Source organism: Phocaeicola sartorii JCM 17136 = DSM 21941 (assembly GCF_054653615.1).
Window position 1 is genome coordinate 234,217 of record NZ_BAAIFW010000005.1, and the last position, 19,031, is coordinate 253,247.

Genomic DNA, 19,031 nt, shown 5'->3' on the forward strand with positions numbered 1-19,031 from the left:
TTTATACAAATTGATCGCCTAACTTGATCTGTACGTCATTTACGAATTTCCGGATAGCGCTTTCATCGTCTTTCTTGCAGATGAGTAATACATTGTCTCTTGCAGCCACTAAATAACCTTCCAGATCCTGTATAACGGTTAATTTCCCTTCCGGCGCCACTATTACATTATTATGACTGTTATATAATAAGGAGTTTCCGTTTACTACCACATTTCCTTCTTGGTCTTTGGGAGATACGTCATACAAGGAGCCCCATGTACCTAAATCCGCCCAGCCGAAGTCGCATAGCTGGACGAAGACATTGTTGGCTTTCTCCATGATTCCATAGTCAATGGAAATGTTGGGGCAGGAGGCGAAGTCCTCTTCTCCATTGGTCAGTTTGATACAAACTTCGGGCATAATCTCATTGAAAGCTTCTAAAATTGTATTGATATTCCATAAGAAGATCCCTGAGTTCCAATAGAACTCGCCACTTTCAACGAATACTTTGGCAAATTCCAGTTGGGGCTTTTCAATGAATGTTTTTACTTTGAAGAAGTCTCCTTGTTTTTCTTCCTCAACCTGGATATAGCCATAACCGGTTTCCGGCCTGTTGGGTTTGATACCTAATGTCAGCAGTTGTGGAGAGTTTGAAACAAACTCCAGTCCTTTCAAAATAGCAGCTTTGAATTCGTCTTCCTTTAAAATCAAGTGGTCGGACGGGGCTACAATGACATTGGCATTGGGATTGATCTTTTTTATGTGATAGGAAGCCCATGCTATACATGGGGCAGTGTTTCTGCGGGTGGGCTCCAATAGAATTTGTGATTCGTCCAATTCGGGAAGTTGCTCTTGGACTAATTCTTTATACAATACATTGGTTGTTATAAAGATGTTTTCTATGGGGACTATTTTTTTATAGCGATCAAACGTTTGTTGTATTAAAGAACGTCCGGTCCCGAAGAAATCAAGGAATTGTTTGGGGAGGTTTTTGCGGCTATATGGCCAGAACCGGCTACCTATACCTCCCCCCATGATGACACAATAATTATTGTTGTTTGTCATGATATAAAGTCGTTTTAAAGTTTCTGCTAATATAGGGCTTATTTTTAGAAAACCATTGTCCGTTATCCCATAAATCGTAGTACATTTATCTTTTTTTGAAAAAAAATGCGGAAAAGTTTGCAGATATGAAAAAAAGTCGTACCTTTGCAACCGCAATAGAGAAACAAACAAAGTTTCAAAAGATGCCCAGATGGCGGAATCGGTAGACGCGCTGGTCTCAAACACCAGTGGATTCACTTCCATCCCGGTTCGACCCCGGGTCTGGGTACGGATGTAAAAGCTAAGTATTGATTTATCAATCACTTAGCTTTTTGCTTTATTCGAATTTTCCCCACACGTGCAAAAATTCTAGCAGTAAGTCATTATTTTCTTTGGTTGAACATAGTAAATACGCTACCTTTGAAAAGAAATAAAGCCTATTAAATAAAAAACAATGGAACAAGGTGTTTGGCAAGAGATAGAACAGCTATATCAAAAGTTTCAGGAACTAGGTATCAGTGAAGCGGTGGACTATGATAAGTACTACCTCTATTCTCTTGTCACCCATTCCACAGCCATAGAAGGTTCAACGCTGACGGAGCTTGACACTCAGCTTCTTTTTGACGAGGGGGTAACAGCGAAAGGGAAACCGCTTGTGCATCATTTGATGAATGAGGATTTGAAGCAAGCGTATGAGCTTGCCAAGGCAGAATCTGACTGTCTTGTACCTATAACTCCTGCTTTTCTGAAAAGGTTGAATGCAACGTTAATGCGTACTACAGGCGGTGTACATAGTGTAATGGGCGGCTCTTTCGATTCTTCAAAAGGAGATTTTCGTTTATGTGGTGTTACGGCTGGTGTTGGCGGACATTCTTATATGAACTATCTGAAAGTTCCTGCTAAGGTAGAAGAACTCTGTGTCATTCTGCAAGAGAAGCAAAAGACCGTGGGAACATTTCGGGAACAGTATGAATTGAGTTTCAATGCCCATCTTAATTTAGTAACCATACATCCGTGGGTGGATGGCAACGGCAGAACGGCACGATTGCTGATGAACTGGATCCAATTTTATTATCACCTTTTCCCAGCCAAAATATTCAAAGAGGATAGAGAAGAATATATCCTTTCCCTACGTCAATGTCAGGATGAAGAATCCAATCAGCCTTTCTTAGCATTCATGGCAGGACAGTTAAAGAAATCTCTCTCTTTGGAGATTGAACGGTTCAACGTTTCACAGAAGAGAGGGTTTAGCTTTATGTTTTGAAATAAGGATTATGCCACTGGTTTTATATCTTGACGTATTAAATTGGTATATTAAATAAATAGAGTGTTTTTAGGAAGAATTTAATGGATTGATGAGCCCAATGCAAACTCTTTGTTACTTTTGTTAAATGATAAAATGAGAATACTATGGATAAGCCTTTGTTTGTTGAATGTCATAACGCATTAGAATATAATTATCTATTTAAGGATGTTGATAATATGAATTTTTACTCAGCTAAGATGGATGAAAATGAGTATATAGTGGTAGATGATTATGATTGTGATAATTATGACATTTGGTCTGAGGTGCAAATTGTTTTTTTGGAGAATGACAGATTGCTTTGTAGGCATAAAGGAAAATATGGTGTGGTAAATTCAGAAGGTTGGGATATTATTCCTTTTGTTTATGATAAATTTGAGAAAAGAGCGGAAACTAATGGAAATATGTATGATGTTTTATTGGGTAATAGGTGGGGAGTCATTGATTCATCGGGAAAGGAGTTTTTCCGGATAAAATATAGTAACCCTATTCCAATATTAGAGTTTCCAAGAAGAGTTTCTGATGATATGTTGTGTAGGAGAACTATACTTGTAGAGGATGCTGATACTCACCGTAAGGGATTGGTGGATTTCGATGGACGGGAAATCGTCCCTACAATATATTCTAAAATAGAACGAAGTGGGAATTGGGACTATGTTTATGTGAATTTTGGAGCTATGGAGGAAACTGATCCTGATTGTACGTGGAATGGAGTATGGGGATGCTGCAATTGGCAAGGTAAAGAGATTATTCCCGTAAAGTATCATGCTATCCATTATATTAATGAGTATTTTATAGCTGGAGATGATGAATATGAATGTGGTGATGTGTTCGTGGATAGATATTATGGAACATATGATTTATACGATTTAGAAGGTACTATGATTATAGGTGGATTTAACAATTGTCAAATCGGAACTAATTATTTTATTCTTAATTTTGGGATAGTTGTTAAATCTTATTGGAAAACAACTTATTGGGGAAATACTGAAATTGAATATGGTGACGAATTAGTAAAAGAATTAAATTGTGATAAAATGTATTCTATCATTGTTGATAAAGATTTGAAATCATTTATTCCTAGGCATTTAATAAATGAAACTCGTGAAGAAATAGAATATGAATTTGATTTTCTATGTAACAATCTACCTGCGAGTGAAGGTCTGCTTATAGGGGAATCTCCCAAATTGCGCAAAGGGAAAAGATATAGTGAAGATGATAAGATAATAAAGGGGATTAGTGTCTGTTCGGCTTCTTCTATAAATGACACCGTCGTAATGTACAGTATAAGTAAAAAAAATGTAATGACTGATGACTCAATAGGGAGATTGAAAGGAATTGTTTTTTGCAATGAGCGAATGGTTATTGCTCCAACATATATAGATGTAAAATCAATAAATAGTGAGTTGCTTTTTATTCAAAATGAAAGAGGATTAGTTGGTATAAGAAATGTTACAAAAGAATTGCTGGAACCACAATTTAGTTTGATAACTAATCCATATAATAATATAGCTATAGGATTTAAAATTAAATATGTAGAAGAAGATGATATATATCAATGCCAATGCTGTTTATTGAAATTCAACAAAGATGCTATTTGTCAAGAAAATGTGGTAAAAATAACTGGGTCTCAGTTGTATGAATTGTTATATCCAACTTTTAAACCTTTAGATGGTTGGGAAACTCTTGTGTTAAGCGAGGTACATAAAACATTGATAGCACAGTATTGGGAGCACATACCTCATGATAACAATGATACTAATCGTTTTTGGTATCCATATTATAAAGATTTTAAATACCTTTGGGAGGATGAACATTATGAAGAAATAAGAGAGAGTATGTCCGATGATTCGGCAGATTCATACGATTGGAGGTATTATAATGATGGCTTGGATATGGATCAGCAAGATGAACGTTTTTGGAATTTTTAAAAATGCTGCTTTATTTTATATTTATCAAGTGGTGGTTGGCATTCCATTCTTGGATGTATATTGAAGCTTGTTTTGGATAAAATCTTGCAATATTTCTATGGCATACTTTTGAGACTGCTCTTTATTGAAGCTAGGATTTTCAATATATATGATAGAGCAAGAAGGCCCAATTTTTTCTACAAATTCATATTTATGATTCCTTTTTTCTACCACAGACCATGAAGGAAATGTTTCAATTTGCATAGGATTGAATGTTTGGATAGCTGGTTTGGCAGTACATTTATCTGTTTTAACAAAGCGTCCTTTTGTTATTTCTTTTACTATAGGAATTTCTATTTCCTCGGAAGAATGAAGAGTTTGATGACACTTTTGGCAAAGTGTTCTTTCCAGTTTACATATTTTCTGTGTACTTTTTCATACCATACTGCTATTTTTATTGCAGTAATAAACAGAATAGAATAAAAGCACCAACTAAAAGTAGAATGAGGTACATAATTGATTTTTTAAGTAGTTATTATAAGATTTGAACCTAATATTATATGATTAGAAGTTGAGTTAATCATTATCATATTGGATAAATCCAATAGGTTTACGTTCTCTTTGCTGGTTGATTTGCTTCTGTTTATCTGCCAACTGTGATAATGCCAAGTAAATATCATCAAGTTCTTTTCGGGTATCTTCACTAAGGTCATTAACTGCTGCTATTGCGTCTTCATTGCCTTCTTCCAGCATTTTCATGCGCTGCTTTAACTCTTCGATTTCCTTAGTTGTGCTATTTACAGAAGACAAGTATTGGCGTACAGTAACAAAAGCACGCATGATGGATATGTTTATTTCAATAGCTGCTTCGCTATTTAATACAGATGAAAGCATAGCAACACCTTGTTCTGTAAAGGCAAAAGGCATATATCGTGTACCACCTCTTTTGTTTGAGGACGCAATTTGCGACCTCAAACTTTCAAACTCTTCTTTTATTCTGCAAGAGAAGCAAAAGACCGCAAAAACATTTCGGAAACAGTATGAATTGAGTTTCAATGCCCATCTTAATTTAGTAACCATACATCCGTGGGTGGATGACAACGGCAGAACGGCACGATTGCTGATGAACTGGATCCAATTTTATTATCACCTTTTCCCGGCCAAAATATTCAAAGAGGATAGAGAAGAATATAACCTTTCCCTACGTCAATGTCAGGATGAAGAATCCAATCAGCCTTTCTTAGCATTCATGGCAGGACAGTTAAAGAAATCCCTCTCTTTGGAGATTGAACGGTTTAACGTTTTACAGAAGAGAGGGTTTAGCTTTATGTTTTGAAATAAGGATTATGCCACTGATTTTATATCTTGACGTGTTTTCTTCCATTGTTCTCTAAACCACTCGGAAATAAGTCTCTTGTTTATGGTCAATACCAGTTTGGTATTATCCATTGGGGCTTTCTCCACTTTGAATGTATCATTCTTGATGTCGAATCTCCGTTTTATGGAAATCGAGAAACACCAAGTAAAATTATGCCTGATTCGATAATGAAAGTGCGGCTAAATTCTTCTTGAAACTTCGAGATTCTTGAAGAATCAAGAAGAACCTACAATTCTCAGCAACTCCTGATTACCGCTTCCAACTGTAATCTTGAATTTCTATTTTATTTTTTGAAACAATATCTAGGGATATTCCTAAATAATATTCTATGAAAAAGATAGAAGACTAGCTATTTGGCCGAAAAAATAAGAGAAAAGCTCACGTAAAGTAAAATTTTTCTCTTGATTTATAAGAAAGAGGAACATTTACGGAATATCCCTATAACCGTGCAGGCATTCGGTCATTCTACGTACTCCGTTATGCCTAAAAGCATAACGCAAAGGTTGGTAGTTGTTCCCGGTCATCCTGAAACATAATCTTTCTTTTCTTAGAAATATATCGATTCCTTTTGAGAAGAATAACAATTAAAGTTGTGCATGAAAGTATTCCTCTTCCTGGCGGGAGAATTATGTTAATAGGTATGGTAATATCAGTTTATCTTGTTATCTTTGTAAGATAGGATAAGTAATATAGTAATCAATGAAAACTGGAATATGAAATCTTATATAGGAAGGATGATGCTAATATGCCTGTTTTCTATTGTTTGGGGGGGATGTAGTAAGGAAGATGATTTTGAGTTGCCTTCCTTTGCCCAGGCAGTGGGGAAATATGAGGGCAACTATGTGGCTTATAAAAATGGCGATGTGATAAATGAAGGGGAGGCTGCTGTCACAGCAGATTTGACTTCTGAAGAAGCGCGTCCCATTGCCTTGCAGTCGTTTGGATTATGTGTGGAAACTCAAATAATTGATTTTAATTTAAATTGTCGTATCAATCAAGATGAAAACGGATACTCTTGGCGGGAGGAAAAAGTAGCTACTATACCGGGAGTTATTGGGTTTTATGAGTATAAGTCTGTCATCTCAGGAAAGTTGGATGGTCGTACACTGAGTTTTGTCTGGAACAGAATTATATCAAATGCAAATTCATCTTCTGCGGTACGGGTTGTGTTTAATGGAAAAAAAGTAGAGCATGAATATACCTTATCGGGACTTTTTATTTCTTACTGATTAAGACTGTATTTCTATCAGAGCGACCCCACCGGCGCATACCGAAAAAAGTTGCCAGACAAAAATATCTTCCTTATATTTCACACGATGGGAGTACCTCATATTATACTCCCTTAGCGGAAACAGCAGCAATATTAAGTCCTTGCCTTGAACACAGGTTCCACCTTCTGTATCTCCGACTCAAAGCCGAACCAGTAGCCATGTTCCCCCTTTTCATCGGCAGGCAGAAAGCACAGGCGGAGGTTCTCCTTATATTCTCCGTCAATGATTTCCCAGTCAGACGGAGGCAGCTGCCGCTTTGTCCGTACCCTTTCGGCAGGGAGCTTTTTCAGTGACATTCCTGCCTCTATCCAGGCAATGGTGGCCTTTGTCTGGTATTCGGGATAGTTCTGTTTGCAATACTCATAGAGTATCAGTCCTCGTTTTTCCAGACTCATGGGCTGGTCTATCAGATTGGCCTTTGTCAAATATTCAAGAAAACGATAAAGGAATTGTTCATCATTCAAAATGAGTTCGCGTGTCAGTGTCTGCCATGCCGGGGCATTGTAAAAACCATCCAGCAGCCGGGAAAGCCGGCGGGCTGTTTGCAGTTCGCTTACACTGATTTCATGGGTCTGCAAAACCTCGTATGGGGGCAAGGGGGAATACTTGATTCCTAATTCTTCCGCCCTCCGGCGCATTTCGGTGCCGGGAAGCAGTTTGAGCGATTCCAGTTGGATCTCTCCGGCATTATATCCTGCCAGGGTACGGACATCTTCAAATATCTCATGGAGATGATAAAGAGGAAGCCCGGCAATAAGGTCGGCATGGGTTTCCATGTTGGGCAGGGCACACAGGAACTTCAGCCCGTTCAGGGCATCGGACAGCTTACCCATCCGGCGGCTTTTATCAAGTACGGGTTCACGCAGGCTCTGGATACCGGCTTCCAGATGAAGCAATCCTTCGGGCAGCCGGCTGAGTTCTTCTTTCAGCTCTTCCGACAACAAGGCGGGGTGTATCTCCAGATGGAAACGGATATCGGGATGGAATTCCAAAAAGAGCCGGAGCAGTTCTTTGGCTCTTCGCGGGTTGTAATTAAAAGTACGGTCTAATACGCGTACATTTTTGATGCCATGCGCATGGATGAGTCGCAGTCTTTCGCGGATGCTTTCGATGGAAAGGGTGCGTACCGGCTTTTCACCGCCGCTGACGCAGAAGGCGCAAGTGTTGAAACATCCACGTGTGGTTTCCAGTTGGACAAAGGGCTTGCTCCAGTTAAAGAAGCGGCTTTGTTCGGGAGGGACGAGTCCGGCGAAATTCAGTACGCGGGCTATGCCGTTGTCTTTATATTCTTTGTCGGGAGTGAGGTAACAGAGTCCGGGCACGGTGTGCCATTGTTCCGGATGGTTCTGGCAGGCCAGCCATTGTGGAAAGGCTTCTTCACCTTCTCCTCTGAAGACGCAGTCCACAAATGGATTTTTGCGGAGGAACTCTTCATTGTCTCCCAGAAATTCCGGACCGCCCAGTACTAGGCAGGCTTCGGGTATCAAGGCTTTTACTCTGGAGGTGACATGCATCAGCTGCTCATGGTTGAAAAGCCAGGTGGTTGCGGCAAGGATGTCGGGTTGATGGCGGCAGATCTCATCGACAATCATTCCCACATTTTCGTTGATGGTGGCAGATACGATTTCCCATTCTACAGAGGGGTCTGTCATGATTTGTGCATGTAGGGCCGGCAGGGCCAATGAGGAATGTGCATACGAGCTGTTCAGGTCTATCCAGAGAATTTTCATGTTTCTTATTCTTGTTTATTCGGTCGGCAAAGATAGCTCTTTTTCGGTTAATGTCCGCTGGTATGCGATGCGTGATGTGCCGTTGTGGGTATAAATGATGCCGCAACGCCGGAAACCGTACTTCTTCAGGATGTTCTGCATCACAAGGTTGTCATGGTGGGTGTCCACTCGGATATTATCGCAATGTTCGAAGCACCACTTGAAGCAGGCGTCGGCTATTCCCTTCTGTTGGCCACTGGTGGCCATGCGGTGAATAACGTGGTATGGTTCGTGGTTCAGCCAGTTGCCGTCATCAATGCGGGCATACGTGGGGTCTTCTCCGGGAATAAAACAGAAAGTCCCTATAATTTCTCCGTTTTCATTTTCGCAAACATAGTTGGTGCCGTTGGTTATTTCTTGCAGAATCAACTCGGTGGAAGGATAACCGTTTATCCACTGGTTGGGGTTGCCATGCTCTTTCATGAACCGGCGGGCATAGCAGAATATTTCCATAATTGCATCTAAATCTTCGGGTGATGAATGTCTGATTGTTATCATATTGAAATAGGAATGGGTTATTCTAAATTCATTTTGTACACATTGGTCTGTTTTTGTTCAAAGCCTGATTTTTGATACAGTTTGTTGGCGGCAGTCCGTGTGGGGTTTGAAGTAAGCATGATAAGAGGTATGCCTTGTTCCTTCACAAACCGGACAGCGTGTGTGACCAGTTGTTTGCTGAATCCTTGTCCCCGGTATTTTTCGTCTACTACCACATCTTCAATCCATGCCTTACCGCCTGTGGGGCTGTAATAGATACCTACGGTCAGCATTCCCGCAATTTTCTGATCTGCCAGCAGGAAGAACAGGTGGGTGTTCTCTTGGAATATGATTTCTCTGAGAGCCGTCCCGGTCAGTTTCACCGGACGACTTGTGAGCTGTTCCAGCAGTCTCTGCACTGCATCGGTGTACTCCGGAATAAAGTCTTTTACTTCTAGTATTTCTGTCATTTTTATAGCTGAAATTAGAACCGGCTGTAAATATAGTGATTATTCTCCGGATAACTGATTATTTTTTTATATCTTGCTTACGTTTTAATAATAGAGATATGCCATTATGATCAGACGAGTGGAACTTCAGGACGCCAAAGCCATCACGACGATATACAATGAATACATCGAATACAGTGTGGCTACATTTGAGACAGAACCTTTGAGAGAGGAGGACATGCGCAACCGTATTGCCGGAATTGCCGTGCGCTTTCCTTATTTTGTGTATGAGGAAGAGGGAAAAGTTGTGGGGTATTGTTATGCCCATCTGTGGAAGGAGAGGGCTGCTTACAGTCATACGTTGGAAACAACGGTTTATCTGGCTTCCGGATATGAGGGAAAGGGCATAGGCCGGGAATTGATGGAAAGATTAATAGAGGAATGCCGTAGGGATGGATACCATGCGCTGATAGCCTGTATTACGGAGGGCAATGCTGCTAGTGACGCTTTGCATTTGCGGCTGGGATTTAAAAGAGTCTCACGTTTCGAGAAGGTGGGACTGAAATTCGGGCGGTGGCTGGATGTGGTGGATTACGAGTTGCTGTTATCCTGAAACCGCTGTCTGGAATGAACTTTTTAGGGATGTATGGAGTTATAAGCTTGTACCTGAATTAAAAATAACCAGCTATGACTCAAGTAAACATCAAGAGGGTTTATGATGAACCTTCCGAACAAGACGGCTGTCGTGTCTTGGTAGACCGTTTGTGGCCTCGTGGCATGAAACGGGAATATTTGAAATACGATTATTGGGCAAAAGAAGTGACTCCGTCCAATGATTTAAGAAAATGGTTTCATGCGGATGTGGAAAAAAGATGGGGGGCCTTTGCGGATATGTATCAAAAGGAATTGGAAGAATCGGATGCGGCTAAAGCGTTCATTGATAAGATGAAAGCTTATTCGAAGGTAACATTACTTTACGCATCGAGAGAGCCGGAGCGAAATCATGCCAGAGTTTTGAAACATTATTTAGACACACATTTGTAGTTTTTGTGCAAAAAACAAGTATCTTTGCAACCAATTATGGCCCCCACTTCTAAAAATCAGGGGGCTTTCGTTAAATAATCAATACTAATGAGAGATGTCACCCATGTAAGGCGCGTTTATGTATAATGAACGCACCCGTAATTTTGTGTGACATTTCGGGTAAAAAGAGAAAGATTATGATACAAAAGGTTCTAATTGCCAACCGTGGCGAGATAGCCGTGCGCGTTATGCGCTCTTGTAAAGAAATGGGCATCCGCACGGTGGCGGTCTTCTCGGAAGCCGACCGTACGGCGCGTCATGTGATGTATGCAGATGAAGCCTGCCTGATAGGTCCTGCCGCTTCCAAGGAAAGTTATCTGAATATAGATACTATCATTAAAGCTGCCAGACAGCATCATGCCGATGCCATACACCCCGGTTATGGTTTCTTGTCCGAGAATGCCGATTTTGCCCGCCGTTGCAAGGAGGAGGGGATCATCTTTATCGGTCCTGCCGCTGAGACGATGGAGGCGATGGGTGACAAGATTGCCGCCCGTAAGCGCATGATTGCCGCTGGTGTGCCTGTGGTGCCCGGTACGGAACAGCCGTTGCAGAGCGCTGAAGAGGCGGTACGTATCTGTAATGAGATAGGCTATCCCGTCATGCTGAAGGCATCTATGGGAGGTGGTGGTAAAGGGATGAGGCTGATACACAGTGAAGATGAAGTGGTGGAGGCATACAACACCGCTCGTTCCGAGTCTATGTCTTCTTTCGGAGATGATACGGTCTATCTGGAGAAATTTGTAGAAGAACCCCATCATATAGAATTCCAGATTCTGGGTGACAATCACGGCAATGTGATTCATCTGTTCGACCGCGAGTGCTCTGTGCAGCGCCGCAATCAGAAGATTGTGGAGGAGAGTCCGTCTCCGTTCCTTACTCCGGAGCTCCGTCAGGAGATGGGGGAAAAGGCGGTGGCTGCCGCTAGGGCGGTGAACTATTCGGGAGCCGGGACTATCGAATTTCTGGTGGACAAGAACCGCAATTTCTATTTTCTGGAGATGAATACCCGTCTTCAGGTGGAGCATCCCATCACCGAAGAAGTGGTAGGTGTAGACTTGGTGAAAGAGCAGATCCGCATTGCCAATGATGAAGTGCTGCATTTGAAGCAGGAAGAGCTGTATCAGCGCGGTCATGCTATCGAATGTCGTATCTGTGCGGAAGACACGGAGAACAACTTCATGCCTTCACCGGGTATCATCAAGCAGCTGACGGAGCCTAACGGTATTGGTGTGCGCATTGACAGCTACGTGTACGAAGGGTATGAGATCCCAGTTTTCTACGACCCGATGATAGGCAAGCTGATCGTGTGGGCCACAACCCGCCAGTATGCCATAGAGCGTATGCGCCGTGTGCTCTACGAGTATAAGATTACGGGGCTGAAGACCAATCTCAGTTACTTGAAACGTATCATGCATACTCCCGACTTTGTGAAGGGTGAGTATAATACCTTGTTTATCGAGAAGAACTCGCGTATGCTGCTCCGTGGCAACGGCAACAATGAGGAGATTGAGAATATGGCCATGATCGCCTCTTATATTGACTATCTGATGAATCTGGAAGAGAATAAGAGTCCTCAGCTTTCCGATGCCCGTCCCATCAGCCGCTGGCGTGAGTTCGGCCTGCAGAAAGGAGTATTGAGAATCTGATTCTTCATTTAATTAAGCAAAAGTATGGAAATACATATTGGAGACCGCGTAGCCGATGTGACATTGGTGAGCAAAGAGGGTAACAAAGTACAATTTATGATTGACGGGAAGCCGTATGACGTGGATATCGTCATGGCTGAGAACGGAAGCTGCTCTATCCTGCATGACGGCAATTCCTTTAATGCCGAACTGATCCGCGGGGAGGGTGGGAAGAGTTATGATGTGAATATGTTCTACCGTTCCTATCATGTGGACATAGTGGACACCCAGACCAAGTATCTGCGTATGAAAAAGGGCGGCGAGGAGAGACAGGATGACAAGATTGTGGCTCCCATGCCCGGAAAGGTTGTGAAAATTCCCGTCCGGAAAGGGGACCGTCTGTCAGCCGGAGATATTGTGGTGGTGCTGGAGGCCATGAAGATGCAGAGCAACTACAAAGTGACCTCGGACTGCACGGTAAGGGATATCCTGGTCAATGAGGGGGATTCCGTCAATGCCAACCAGGTGTTAATTGTATTGGATATTATAAAAGAAGACTGATCATGACAAGAGAAGAAATATACAACCGGTTTGAGGAACTGGACAAACGCGCGTCGCTGGGCGGCGGTGTGGACAAGATCGAGAAACAACATGCCCAAGGGAAAATGACCGCCCGCGAGCGCATCGGGATGTTGCTGGACAAAGGTACGTTCAATGAGCTGGACAAGTTGGTGAACCACCGTTGCACCAACTTCGGCATGGAGAAGAAGCAGATTGCCGGAGACGGCATGGTCACCGGTTATGGAAAGATAGACGGCCGTCCGGTTTTTGTCTATGCATACGATTTCACCGCGCACGGCGGTTCGCTGAGCGAGACCAATGCGGCCAAGATTGTAAAAGTCCAGCAACTGGCGTTGAAGACGGGAGCTCCCGTTATCGCTTTGAACGACTCGGGCGGCGCACGTATCCAGGAAGGGGTGAACAGCCTCGCCGGATATGCCTCCATCTTTTATCAGAACACCATCGCATCAGGAGTTATCCCCCAGATTTCCGCCATTCTGGGTCCTTGCGCCGGAGGTGCCTGCTATTCTCCCGCACTGACCGATTTCATTTTTATGGTGAAAGAGCAGAGCCACATGTTCATCACCGGACCGGATGTGGTGAAGACCGTGACCAACGAAGAGGTGGGCAAGGAAGAACTGGGAGGCGCCCAGACTCACAGCGGCAAAAGCGGTGTGACTCATTTTATGTGCGATAACGAGGAGGAGACGTTGATGAGCATCCGCGAATTGCTGAGTTTCCTGCCTTCCAATAATATGGAGGATGCCCCGCTTGTTGCCTGTACCGATGACATCCATCGTCAGGTGGAGGCGTTGCAGACTGTCATTCCCGAAGATCCGAACATGCCTTATGATATAAAGGATATCATCGAACCGGTGCTGGACAACCAGTATTTCTTCGAGGTGATGCCTCACTTTGCTAAAAATGTGGTGGTGGGATTCGGTCGCCTGGGAGGTCGTTCCGTAGGTATTGTCGCCAATCAGCCCGCCTGGCTGGCCGGTGTTCTTGACATTGACGCCAGTGACAAGGCTGCCCGTTTCATCCGTTTCTGTGACTGTTTCAACATTCCGCTGATCACTTTCGAGGATGTTCCCGGCTTCTTGCCCGGAACGGTACAGGAGCACAACGGCATTATCCGCCATGGTGCGAAGATTGTCTATGCATACGCCGAAGCTACAGTACCCAAGGTTACTTTAATTACTCGTAAAGCTTATGGAGGTGCTTACATTGTTATGTCCAGCAAGCCGACGGGAGCCGATGTGAACTTGGCTTACCCACAGGCGGAAATAGCCGTCATGGGTGCGGAAGGGGCAGTGAACATCCTTTACCGCAAGTCTGCTCCGGAAGAGAAAGCTGAGATTATCAAGGAATACGAGGATAAATTCTCCAATCCTTATCGTGCGGCGGAACGTGGTCTGATTGATGAAGTGATTATGCCCCGTGACACTCGTTACAAACTTGTTCAAGCTTTGGAAATGTGTCACAACAAAAACCAGAGCAATCCGCCTAAGAAACATGGCAATATGCCTTTGTGATAAAAATCAATACCTCACCACAGATTACTCAGATTGACACTGGCCCACTATAAAACAAGGGGTCTCGATGGAAATAATCAGTGAAAATCTGTGTAGCCTGTGGTGAGGAAGTCCTTTATTTCGCTTCTTTGTTATTCTTTATTCAGCCATGCATGGATCTGTGTCTTGATTTCTCCTTGTGTGTCAGCGTCAAAGCTGCCGATACGGGTGGTATGGCTGCCGCCGGGTAACACATAAACTTTTATGTTTTTCTTGTTCTTCAGCCAAGTGACACCCGAAGCTGTCCAAGGGTCATCGCCGCCATAAATATAGATCATTTCGGGATCATTCTCTTTCAGGAATGTTACCACCTTATTATATAGGGTCTTGTCAAATTTGAGATTGGACAGTTCGGGCGGTAACATGACCTTGTGAAGATAGTCACGGCTGCTCTTTATCGTCAGATACTTTTTGAAAGGTTTGATGTCATATCCGTAATACCCCAGTTCTTTGGCCGCTTGCACATTAAAGGAAGGGTAGGGAGATTGTTCGGAGAAATAATCCGGTTCACAAATAGCCATGAAATGCTTGAATAACGTGTGGTCATCGGCATCTGTTTCCGGAATCTTATTTACAGGAGTTCCCCATTGCCATAGGGCGAATGAGTATTCCAATACATTGAAGTCGTACACTTCGGCTATAGGAACACGGAAGGTATATCCTTTATCCGAGCAATATTTCTCGAACATCGGGAGCAGCCGGCTTTTTCGTTTCAGCACTTCCAACTGGAAGTTTTCAACCCGTTTACGGTTTTCGGGAGTTGAAACTTTATTGGCGATGAACGGTTCATGACGGCCGTCCTCCAATGATTTGTTGAGGGGGGCTACGTAAGGTACGGAGATGTCCACATCATCGGGAAAGTAAGTGCGATAGAACATCGTAGTCTGTCCGCCTTTGCTGATTCCCGTAGCTATCCATTTTTGATCGTATAGTTGCTTTAGGGTAGTGGTTATATGATGCAAATCATACAGTGAGTTCTCTACCGTGAGATAATCCCAGTTACAGGGTTCCGGCATGGATTCGCCGAAGTAACGGTATTCTACGAACACCAGATTGGCGTTGAATAATTTAGATAACTCTTCCTGATAGCGCGGATGGGTGGCATAATGGGCGGCATAGCCTTCGGTAACCAGTACGGTGGGTCGGTCAAAACCTACATGCGAGAGAATGACCCTTTGTTTGAAACTTCCTGCTTCGGGGCGATGCGGATCTAATAGTTGATTAATGAAAAATACATATTTTTCCGGATAGGCATCACTTTGCAACGGCTTTAAATCACTGACGCCCGGAAGGCTTTGAAGTCTTTTTTGTAACTCGGTGGGTGCATCTGCAGCCCGGACCATTTGTAAGGGCAGCAAGACGGCCAGTATTGCCCATAACATAAAAGAATGCGTGTGTTTCATCGTTTATAAATGTTTAATAACTAATTGGCAACAAAAATAGCATATTTGTTCGATTTCACAAAGTTTTGTTCTGATATGCTTATAGGGCCTTAAATTAACAACATTCAATAAGGAAGCAGCTTTAATGTCTGGTCGGCCAGCGTATCCGCCCTGCCCACCTCTTTTCACATAAGAAAAAAGGCCCGCAATTTGCGAACCTTTTTGCTCTTCGTCTTGGACTTGAACCAAGGACCCTCTGATTAACAGTCAGATGCTCTAACCGACTGAGCTAACGAAGAATATTTGCATTTGACTTTAAAAGTGCTCTTCGTCTTGGACTTGAACCAAGGACCCTCTGATTAACAGTCAGATGCTCTAACCGACTGAGCTAACGAAGAAGGTTTTTCTCTCAAATGCGGTGCAAAGATAATAGGTTTTTCCGAAATATGCAATATCTTTGCAGAAAAATTTTAGATAAATGGATAAAATAATTGGAATGGGCAATGCATTGGTTGACGTTCTTGTTACTTTGCAAGATGATTCGCTATTGGATGAGATGGGTTTGCCTAAAGGAAGTATGCAACTTATAAATGAAGATAAATTCTTGAAAATCAGTGGAAAATTCTCTGAAATGAAAACGCATAAAGCCACAGGAGGGAGTGCGGGAAACACTATTTTGGCATTGGCTAACCTGGGGGCACATCCGGGATTTATCGGAAAGACGGGAAAAGATGATTTCGGGCAATATTTTAAAAAAAATGGTTTGAAGCAGGGAATTGACATGAAATTACTTGCCGGTGATTTGCCTACAGGAGTGGCTTCCACTTTCATCTCACCGGATGGGGAACGCACTTTTGGCACTTATTTAGGAGCTGCCGCCACCATGAAAGCCGAAAATCTGACATTGGATATGTTTAAAGGATATGCATACCTATATATAGAAGGATACTTGGTGCAGGATCATGAATTGATTCTTCGTGCTATGCAATTAGGCAAAGAAGCCGGATTGCAGATCTGCTTGGATATGGCCAGTTATAATATTGTGGAGGGAGACCTGGAATTCTTCGATATTTTGATTACTAAATACGTGGATGTGGTTTTTGCTAATGAGGAAGAGGCGAAGGCTTATACAGGCAAGGATGCCTGGGGGGCTATCAATGAAATCGCTTCTAAATGCAGTGTCGTGATAGTAAAACTGGGTGCCCAAGGCTCATGTATAAAGAAAGGTACGGAATGTATCAAACTGGAGGTGCCTCCGGTAAAAAAGGTAGTGGATACCACTGGCGCTGGAGATTATTATGCGGCCGGCTTCCTGTATGGACTGACTTGTGGCTATTCTTTAGAGAAATGTTCCATTATAGGCTCTATCTTAGCATCCAGTGTGATACAAGTGGTGGGTACAACCTTATCAAAGAAAAAATGGGACGAAATAAAGTTAAATATCGAGGCCCTTCTACAGGCTTGAATAGAATAATGTATTAATTTGTGGTTCACAAATACGTAAAGTGATGAAGTGGAATAGTAAGAAAATATTGTTAGTGATTTGCGTGGCCTTGGCTGGTGGCGCTTTGTTTAGTTTTAATAAGGGTGATGACCGTAATTTCCGGATAGCAAAAAACTTGGATATCTTTAATGCGATATTCAAGGAGTTGGATATGTTCTATGTCGATACGATTGATCCTGAAAAAGTGATAAAATATGGTATTGACGCTATGTTGGCGCAGACTGATCCTTACACGGAATATTATCCGGAAGAAGATAATACGTTGAAGGAAATGACTAGTGGAAAGTTTGGCGGGATCGGTTCGGTGATCCGATATTATACCCCCCGCAAGCGTGTGGCTATTATTGAACCGTCCGAGGGAAGCCCTGCTGCTGGAATAGGATTGAAGGCCGGTGATATCATCATGGAGATAAATGGAAAAGATATGGCGCAGGGAGACAGAATCCCCAATGAGCTGACTTCATACGTCAGTGATAATCTGCGTGGTGAGCCGGGAACAACTTGTGTCCTGAAAGTTGAGAGACCTACTTCGGATAGTACCTATGTACCCATGGAGTTTAAAATAACCCGTTCTACCATTCGCACGAATCCTGTGCCTTATTATGGGATGGCGGGCAATAATGTGGGGTATATCGTTATCAGCACTTTTGCTATAGAGAATTGTTCAAAAGAAATAAAGAAGGCATTGATAGAATTGAAACAGCAAGGTGCTGAATCTATTGTTCTCGATTTGCGGGGCAATGGCGGCGGCTTGCTGGGAGAAGCGGTGAACGTAGTGAATTTCTTTGTGCCGAAAGGAAAGGAGATTGTGGTGACAAAAGGCAAGATTAAACAAGCCGGAACTACTTACAAGACGATGAACGAACCGGTAGATACGGAAATTCCGCTGGCCGTGTTAGTGGACGGTGCTACAGCTTCGGCGTCCGAAATTGTCTCGGGTTCCTTGCAGGATCTTGACCGTGCCATTATCGTGGGAAGCCGTACATACGGTAAAGGCTTGGTACAGGTTCCCCGTGAATTGCCTTATAACAGCAGCATGAAAGTTACTACCGCAAAATATTATATTCCCAGCGGACGATGCATTCAGGCCATTGATTATGCTAAACGTAATGCTGACGGTTCGGTAGCCCGCACTCCGGATAGTCTGACCCATGTATTCCATACGGCAGCCGGACGTGAAGTACGTGATGGTGGCGGTATCCGGCCTGATGTGGAGGTGAAAGCTGAAAAGTTCCCGAACATCTTGTTCTATCTGCTCAATGATGATCTGATTTTCGATTATGCTACCCAGTATTGTATCAAGCATCCTCAGATAGGGGAAGTAAAAGACTTCACAGTAACGGATGCCGACTATGCCGACTTTAAGAAGATGTTGCATAAACGTAAGTTTACTTATGACCGACAGAGTGAGAAGATGCTGAAGAACTTGAAAGAAATTGCAGAGTTTGAGGGCTATATGGATGGAGCGAAAGATGAGTTTGCCGCCTTGGAGACGAAACTGACGCATAATCTGGATCATGAGTTGGATCGATTCTCGAAAGAAATAAAAGATGCCATTGCCCAGGAGGTAATCAAACGCTATTATTTCCAGCGTGGTTCGGTGTTACAACGTCTGAAAGATGATCCCGACTTGAAAAAGGCTATTGAGACATTGAATGACCAACCGGAATACAACAAGATACTTTCCGTAACGAAATGATACAATCAGGGGCGGACCT

At 42.9% G+C, this 19,031-nt stretch carries 17 protein-coding genes, 3 tRNA genes and 1 pseudogene; 12 read left to right on the forward strand and 9 right to left on the reverse strand.

Annotated elements, in window-relative coordinates; all coding sequences use genetic code 11:
* Nucleotide 1: 1 nt before the first annotated feature.
* Entirely contained in the window at nt 2-1,045 is a 1,044-nt protein-coding gene (locus ACYQ0C_RS01065; RefSeq protein ID WP_016275234.1) for a mannose-1-phosphate guanylyltransferase, read from the reverse strand.
* Nucleotides 1,046-1,229: 184 nt separating this feature from the next.
* Between ACYQ0C_RS01065 and ACYQ0C_RS01070 the strand changes: the two genes are divergently transcribed.
* The 3 genes from ACYQ0C_RS01070 (at nt 1,230) to ACYQ0C_RS01080 (ending at nt 4,258) form a co-directional block, all read left to right on the forward strand.
* A tRNA-Leu gene (locus ACYQ0C_RS01070) sits at nt 1,230-1,313 on the forward strand.
* A gap of 165 nt (nt 1,314-1,478) precedes the next feature.
* Nucleotides 1,479-2,288, forward strand: coding sequence for a Fic family protein (locus tag ACYQ0C_RS01075; RefSeq protein ID WP_016275235.1), 810 nt, complete (start codon nt 1,479-1,481; stop codon nt 2,286-2,288).
* Between the two features lie 146 nt (nt 2,289-2,434).
* Nucleotides 2,435-4,258, forward strand: a complete 1,824-nt coding sequence (locus tag ACYQ0C_RS01080) for a WG repeat-containing protein (protein WP_016275236.1) — start codon at nt 2,435-2,437, stop codon at nt 4,256-4,258.
* Nucleotides 4,259-4,282: 24 nt separating this feature from the next.
* Here the strand turns inward: ACYQ0C_RS01080 and ACYQ0C_RS01085 are convergent, their stop codons facing one another.
* Nucleotides 4,283-4,501, reverse strand: a complete 219-nt coding sequence (locus ACYQ0C_RS01085) for a hypothetical protein (protein WP_016275237.1) — start codon at nt 4,499-4,501, stop codon at nt 4,283-4,285.
* A gap of 312 nt (nt 4,502-4,813) precedes the next feature.
* Nucleotides 4,814-5,317: an ORF6N domain-containing protein gene (locus ACYQ0C_RS01090; RefSeq protein ID WP_371327421.1), complete on the reverse strand. Its 504-nt coding sequence runs from the start codon at nt 5,315-5,317 to the stop codon at nt 4,814-4,816.
* On the opposite strand from ACYQ0C_RS01090, the pseudogene ACYQ0C_RS01095 reads away from it, so the two are divergent.
* Together ACYQ0C_RS01095 and ACYQ0C_RS01100 are read left to right on the forward strand one after the other, a co-directional pair.
* Nucleotides 5,229-5,573: pseudogene (locus ACYQ0C_RS01095) on the forward strand (Fic family protein); the annotation flags it as partial. The gene ACYQ0C_RS01090 and the pseudogene ACYQ0C_RS01095 sit on opposite strands and share 89 nt — an antisense overlap.
* A 755-nt stretch (nt 5,574-6,328) precedes the next feature.
* On the forward strand, nt 6,329-6,844 hold the full coding sequence (locus ACYQ0C_RS01100) for a hypothetical protein (protein ID WP_016275241.1): 516 nt from the start codon (nt 6,329-6,331) through the stop codon (nt 6,842-6,844).
* A gap of 134 nt (nt 6,845-6,978) precedes the next feature.
* Here the strand turns inward: ACYQ0C_RS01100 and ACYQ0C_RS01105 are convergent, their stop codons facing one another.
* The 3 genes from ACYQ0C_RS01105 to ACYQ0C_RS01115 are packed head-to-tail and all read right to left on the reverse strand — an operon-like array spanning nt 6,979 to nt 9,602.
* Nucleotides 6,979-8,616: a B12-binding domain-containing radical SAM protein gene (locus ACYQ0C_RS01105; protein WP_016275242.1), complete on the reverse strand. Its 1,638-nt coding sequence runs from the start codon at nt 8,614-8,616 to the stop codon at nt 6,979-6,981.
* 15 nt (nt 8,617-8,631) lie between these two features.
* Nucleotides 8,632-9,153, reverse strand: a complete 522-nt coding sequence (locus ACYQ0C_RS01110; protein ID WP_016275243.1) for a GNAT family N-acetyltransferase — start codon at nt 9,151-9,153, stop codon at nt 8,632-8,634.
* A 17-nt stretch (nt 9,154-9,170) separates the two neighbouring features.
* Nucleotides 9,171-9,602, reverse strand: coding sequence for a GNAT family N-acetyltransferase (locus ACYQ0C_RS01115; protein ID WP_016275244.1), 432 nt, complete (start codon nt 9,600-9,602; stop codon nt 9,171-9,173).
* Nucleotides 9,603-9,708: 106 nt separating this feature from the next.
* Here ACYQ0C_RS01115 and ACYQ0C_RS01120 point away from each other — a divergent pair, with 106 nt between their 5' ends.
* The 5 genes from ACYQ0C_RS01120 to ACYQ0C_RS01140 all read left to right on the forward strand — a co-directional run bounded on the left by ACYQ0C_RS01120 (nt 9,709) and on the right by ACYQ0C_RS01140 (nt 14,388).
* A complete protein-coding gene (locus ACYQ0C_RS01120; RefSeq protein WP_016275245.1) occupies nt 9,709-10,194 on the forward strand; it encodes a GNAT family N-acetyltransferase in 486 nt (161 codons plus the stop codon).
* 74 nt (nt 10,195-10,268) lie between these two features.
* Nucleotides 10,269-10,625, forward strand: coding sequence for a DUF488 domain-containing protein (locus tag ACYQ0C_RS01125; protein ID WP_016275246.1), 357 nt, complete (start codon nt 10,269-10,271; stop codon nt 10,623-10,625).
* 176 nt (nt 10,626-10,801) lie between these two features.
* Nucleotides 10,802-12,313, forward strand: a complete 1,512-nt coding sequence (gene accC / locus ACYQ0C_RS01130) for an acetyl-CoA carboxylase biotin carboxylase subunit (RefSeq protein ID WP_016275247.1) — start codon at nt 10,802-10,804, stop codon at nt 12,311-12,313.
* 24 nt (nt 12,314-12,337) lie between these two features.
* Nucleotides 12,338-12,853 carry an acyl-CoA carboxylase biotin carboxyl carrier protein subunit gene (locus ACYQ0C_RS01135; protein ID WP_016275248.1) on the forward strand — a complete coding sequence of 172 codons (516 nt, stop codon included), beginning with the start codon at nt 12,338-12,340 and terminating at the stop codon, nt 12,851-12,853.
* Between the two features lie 2 nt (nt 12,854-12,855).
* Complete coding sequence (locus ACYQ0C_RS01140; RefSeq protein WP_016275249.1) at nt 12,856-14,388, forward strand: acyl-CoA carboxylase subunit beta; 1,533 nt, start codon at nt 12,856-12,858, stop codon at nt 14,386-14,388.
* A gap of 131 nt (nt 14,389-14,519) precedes the next feature.
* On the opposite strand, the gene ACYQ0C_RS01145 is transcribed toward ACYQ0C_RS01140, so the two are convergent.
* The 3 genes from ACYQ0C_RS01145 to ACYQ0C_RS01155 all read right to left on the reverse strand — a co-directional run bounded on the left by ACYQ0C_RS01145 (nt 14,520) and on the right by ACYQ0C_RS01155 (nt 16,207).
* Entirely contained in the window at nt 14,520-15,830 is a 1,311-nt protein-coding gene (locus ACYQ0C_RS01145; protein ID WP_016275250.1) for a S28 family serine protease, read from the reverse strand.
* A 204-nt stretch (nt 15,831-16,034) separates the two neighbouring features.
* Nucleotides 16,035-16,108: transfer RNA gene (locus ACYQ0C_RS01150), tRNA-Asn, on the reverse strand.
* A 25-nt stretch (nt 16,109-16,133) separates the two neighbouring features.
* Nucleotides 16,134-16,207: transfer RNA gene (locus ACYQ0C_RS01155), tRNA-Asn, on the reverse strand.
* A gap of 80 nt (nt 16,208-16,287) precedes the next feature.
* Between ACYQ0C_RS01155 and ACYQ0C_RS01160 the strand changes: the two genes are divergently transcribed.
* Entirely contained in the window at nt 16,288-17,274 is a 987-nt protein-coding gene (locus ACYQ0C_RS01160) for an adenosine kinase (protein WP_025017978.1), read from the forward strand.
* A 43-nt stretch (nt 17,275-17,317) separates the two neighbouring features.
* Nucleotides 17,318-19,012 (forward strand): S41 family peptidase, encoded by a 1,695-nt coding sequence (locus tag ACYQ0C_RS01165; protein WP_016275252.1) that lies wholly within the window; start codon nt 17,318-17,320, stop codon nt 19,010-19,012.
* Nucleotides 19,013-19,031: the final 19 nt, after the last annotated feature.

Excerpts from the sequence above, each read along its gene's own strand:
- ACYQ0C_RS01065 (WP_016275234.1), bottom strand. The coding sequence starts at position 1,045 with ATGACAAACAACAATAATTATTGTGTCATCATGGGGGGAGGTATAGGT.
- ACYQ0C_RS01075 (WP_016275235.1), top strand. The coding sequence starts at position 1,479 with ATGGAACAAGGTGTTTGGCAAGAGATAGAACAGCTATATCAAAAGTTT.
- ACYQ0C_RS01080 (WP_016275236.1), top strand. The coding sequence starts at position 2,435 with ATGGATAAGCCTTTGTTTGTTGAATGTCATAACGCATTAGAATATAAT.
- ACYQ0C_RS01085 (WP_016275237.1), bottom strand. The coding sequence starts at position 4,501 with ATGCAAATTGAAACATTTCCTTCATGGTCTGTGGTAGAAAAAAGGAAT.
- ACYQ0C_RS01090 (WP_371327421.1), bottom strand. The coding sequence starts at position 5,317 with ATGGTTACTAAATTAAGATGGGCATTGAAACTCAATTCATACTGTTTC.
- ACYQ0C_RS01100 (WP_016275241.1), top strand. The coding sequence starts at position 6,329 with ATGAAATCTTATATAGGAAGGATGATGCTAATATGCCTGTTTTCTATT.
- ACYQ0C_RS01105 (WP_016275242.1), bottom strand. The coding sequence starts at position 8,616 with ATGAAAATTCTCTGGATAGACCTGAACAGCTCGTATGCACATTCCTCA.
- ACYQ0C_RS01110 (WP_016275243.1), bottom strand. The coding sequence starts at position 9,153 with ATGATAACAATCAGACATTCATCACCCGAAGATTTAGATGCAATTATG.
- ACYQ0C_RS01115 (WP_016275244.1), bottom strand. The coding sequence starts at position 9,602 with ATGACAGAAATACTAGAAGTAAAAGACTTTATTCCGGAGTACACCGAT.
- ACYQ0C_RS01120 (WP_016275245.1), top strand. The coding sequence starts at position 9,709 with ATGATCAGACGAGTGGAACTTCAGGACGCCAAAGCCATCACGACGATA.
- ACYQ0C_RS01125 (WP_016275246.1), top strand. The coding sequence starts at position 10,269 with ATGACTCAAGTAAACATCAAGAGGGTTTATGATGAACCTTCCGAACAA.
- accC (WP_016275247.1), top strand. The coding sequence starts at position 10,802 with ATGATACAAAAGGTTCTAATTGCCAACCGTGGCGAGATAGCCGTGCGC.
- ACYQ0C_RS01135 (WP_016275248.1), top strand. The coding sequence starts at position 12,338 with ATGGAAATACATATTGGAGACCGCGTAGCCGATGTGACATTGGTGAGC.
- ACYQ0C_RS01140 (WP_016275249.1), top strand. The coding sequence starts at position 12,856 with ATGACAAGAGAAGAAATATACAACCGGTTTGAGGAACTGGACAAACGC.
- ACYQ0C_RS01145 (WP_016275250.1), bottom strand. The coding sequence starts at position 15,830 with ATGAAACACACGCATTCTTTTATGTTATGGGCAATACTGGCCGTCTTG.
- ACYQ0C_RS01160 (WP_025017978.1), top strand. The coding sequence starts at position 16,288 with ATGGATAAAATAATTGGAATGGGCAATGCATTGGTTGACGTTCTTGTT.
- ACYQ0C_RS01165 (WP_016275252.1), top strand. The coding sequence starts at position 17,318 with ATGAAGTGGAATAGTAAGAAAATATTGTTAGTGATTTGCGTGGCCTTG.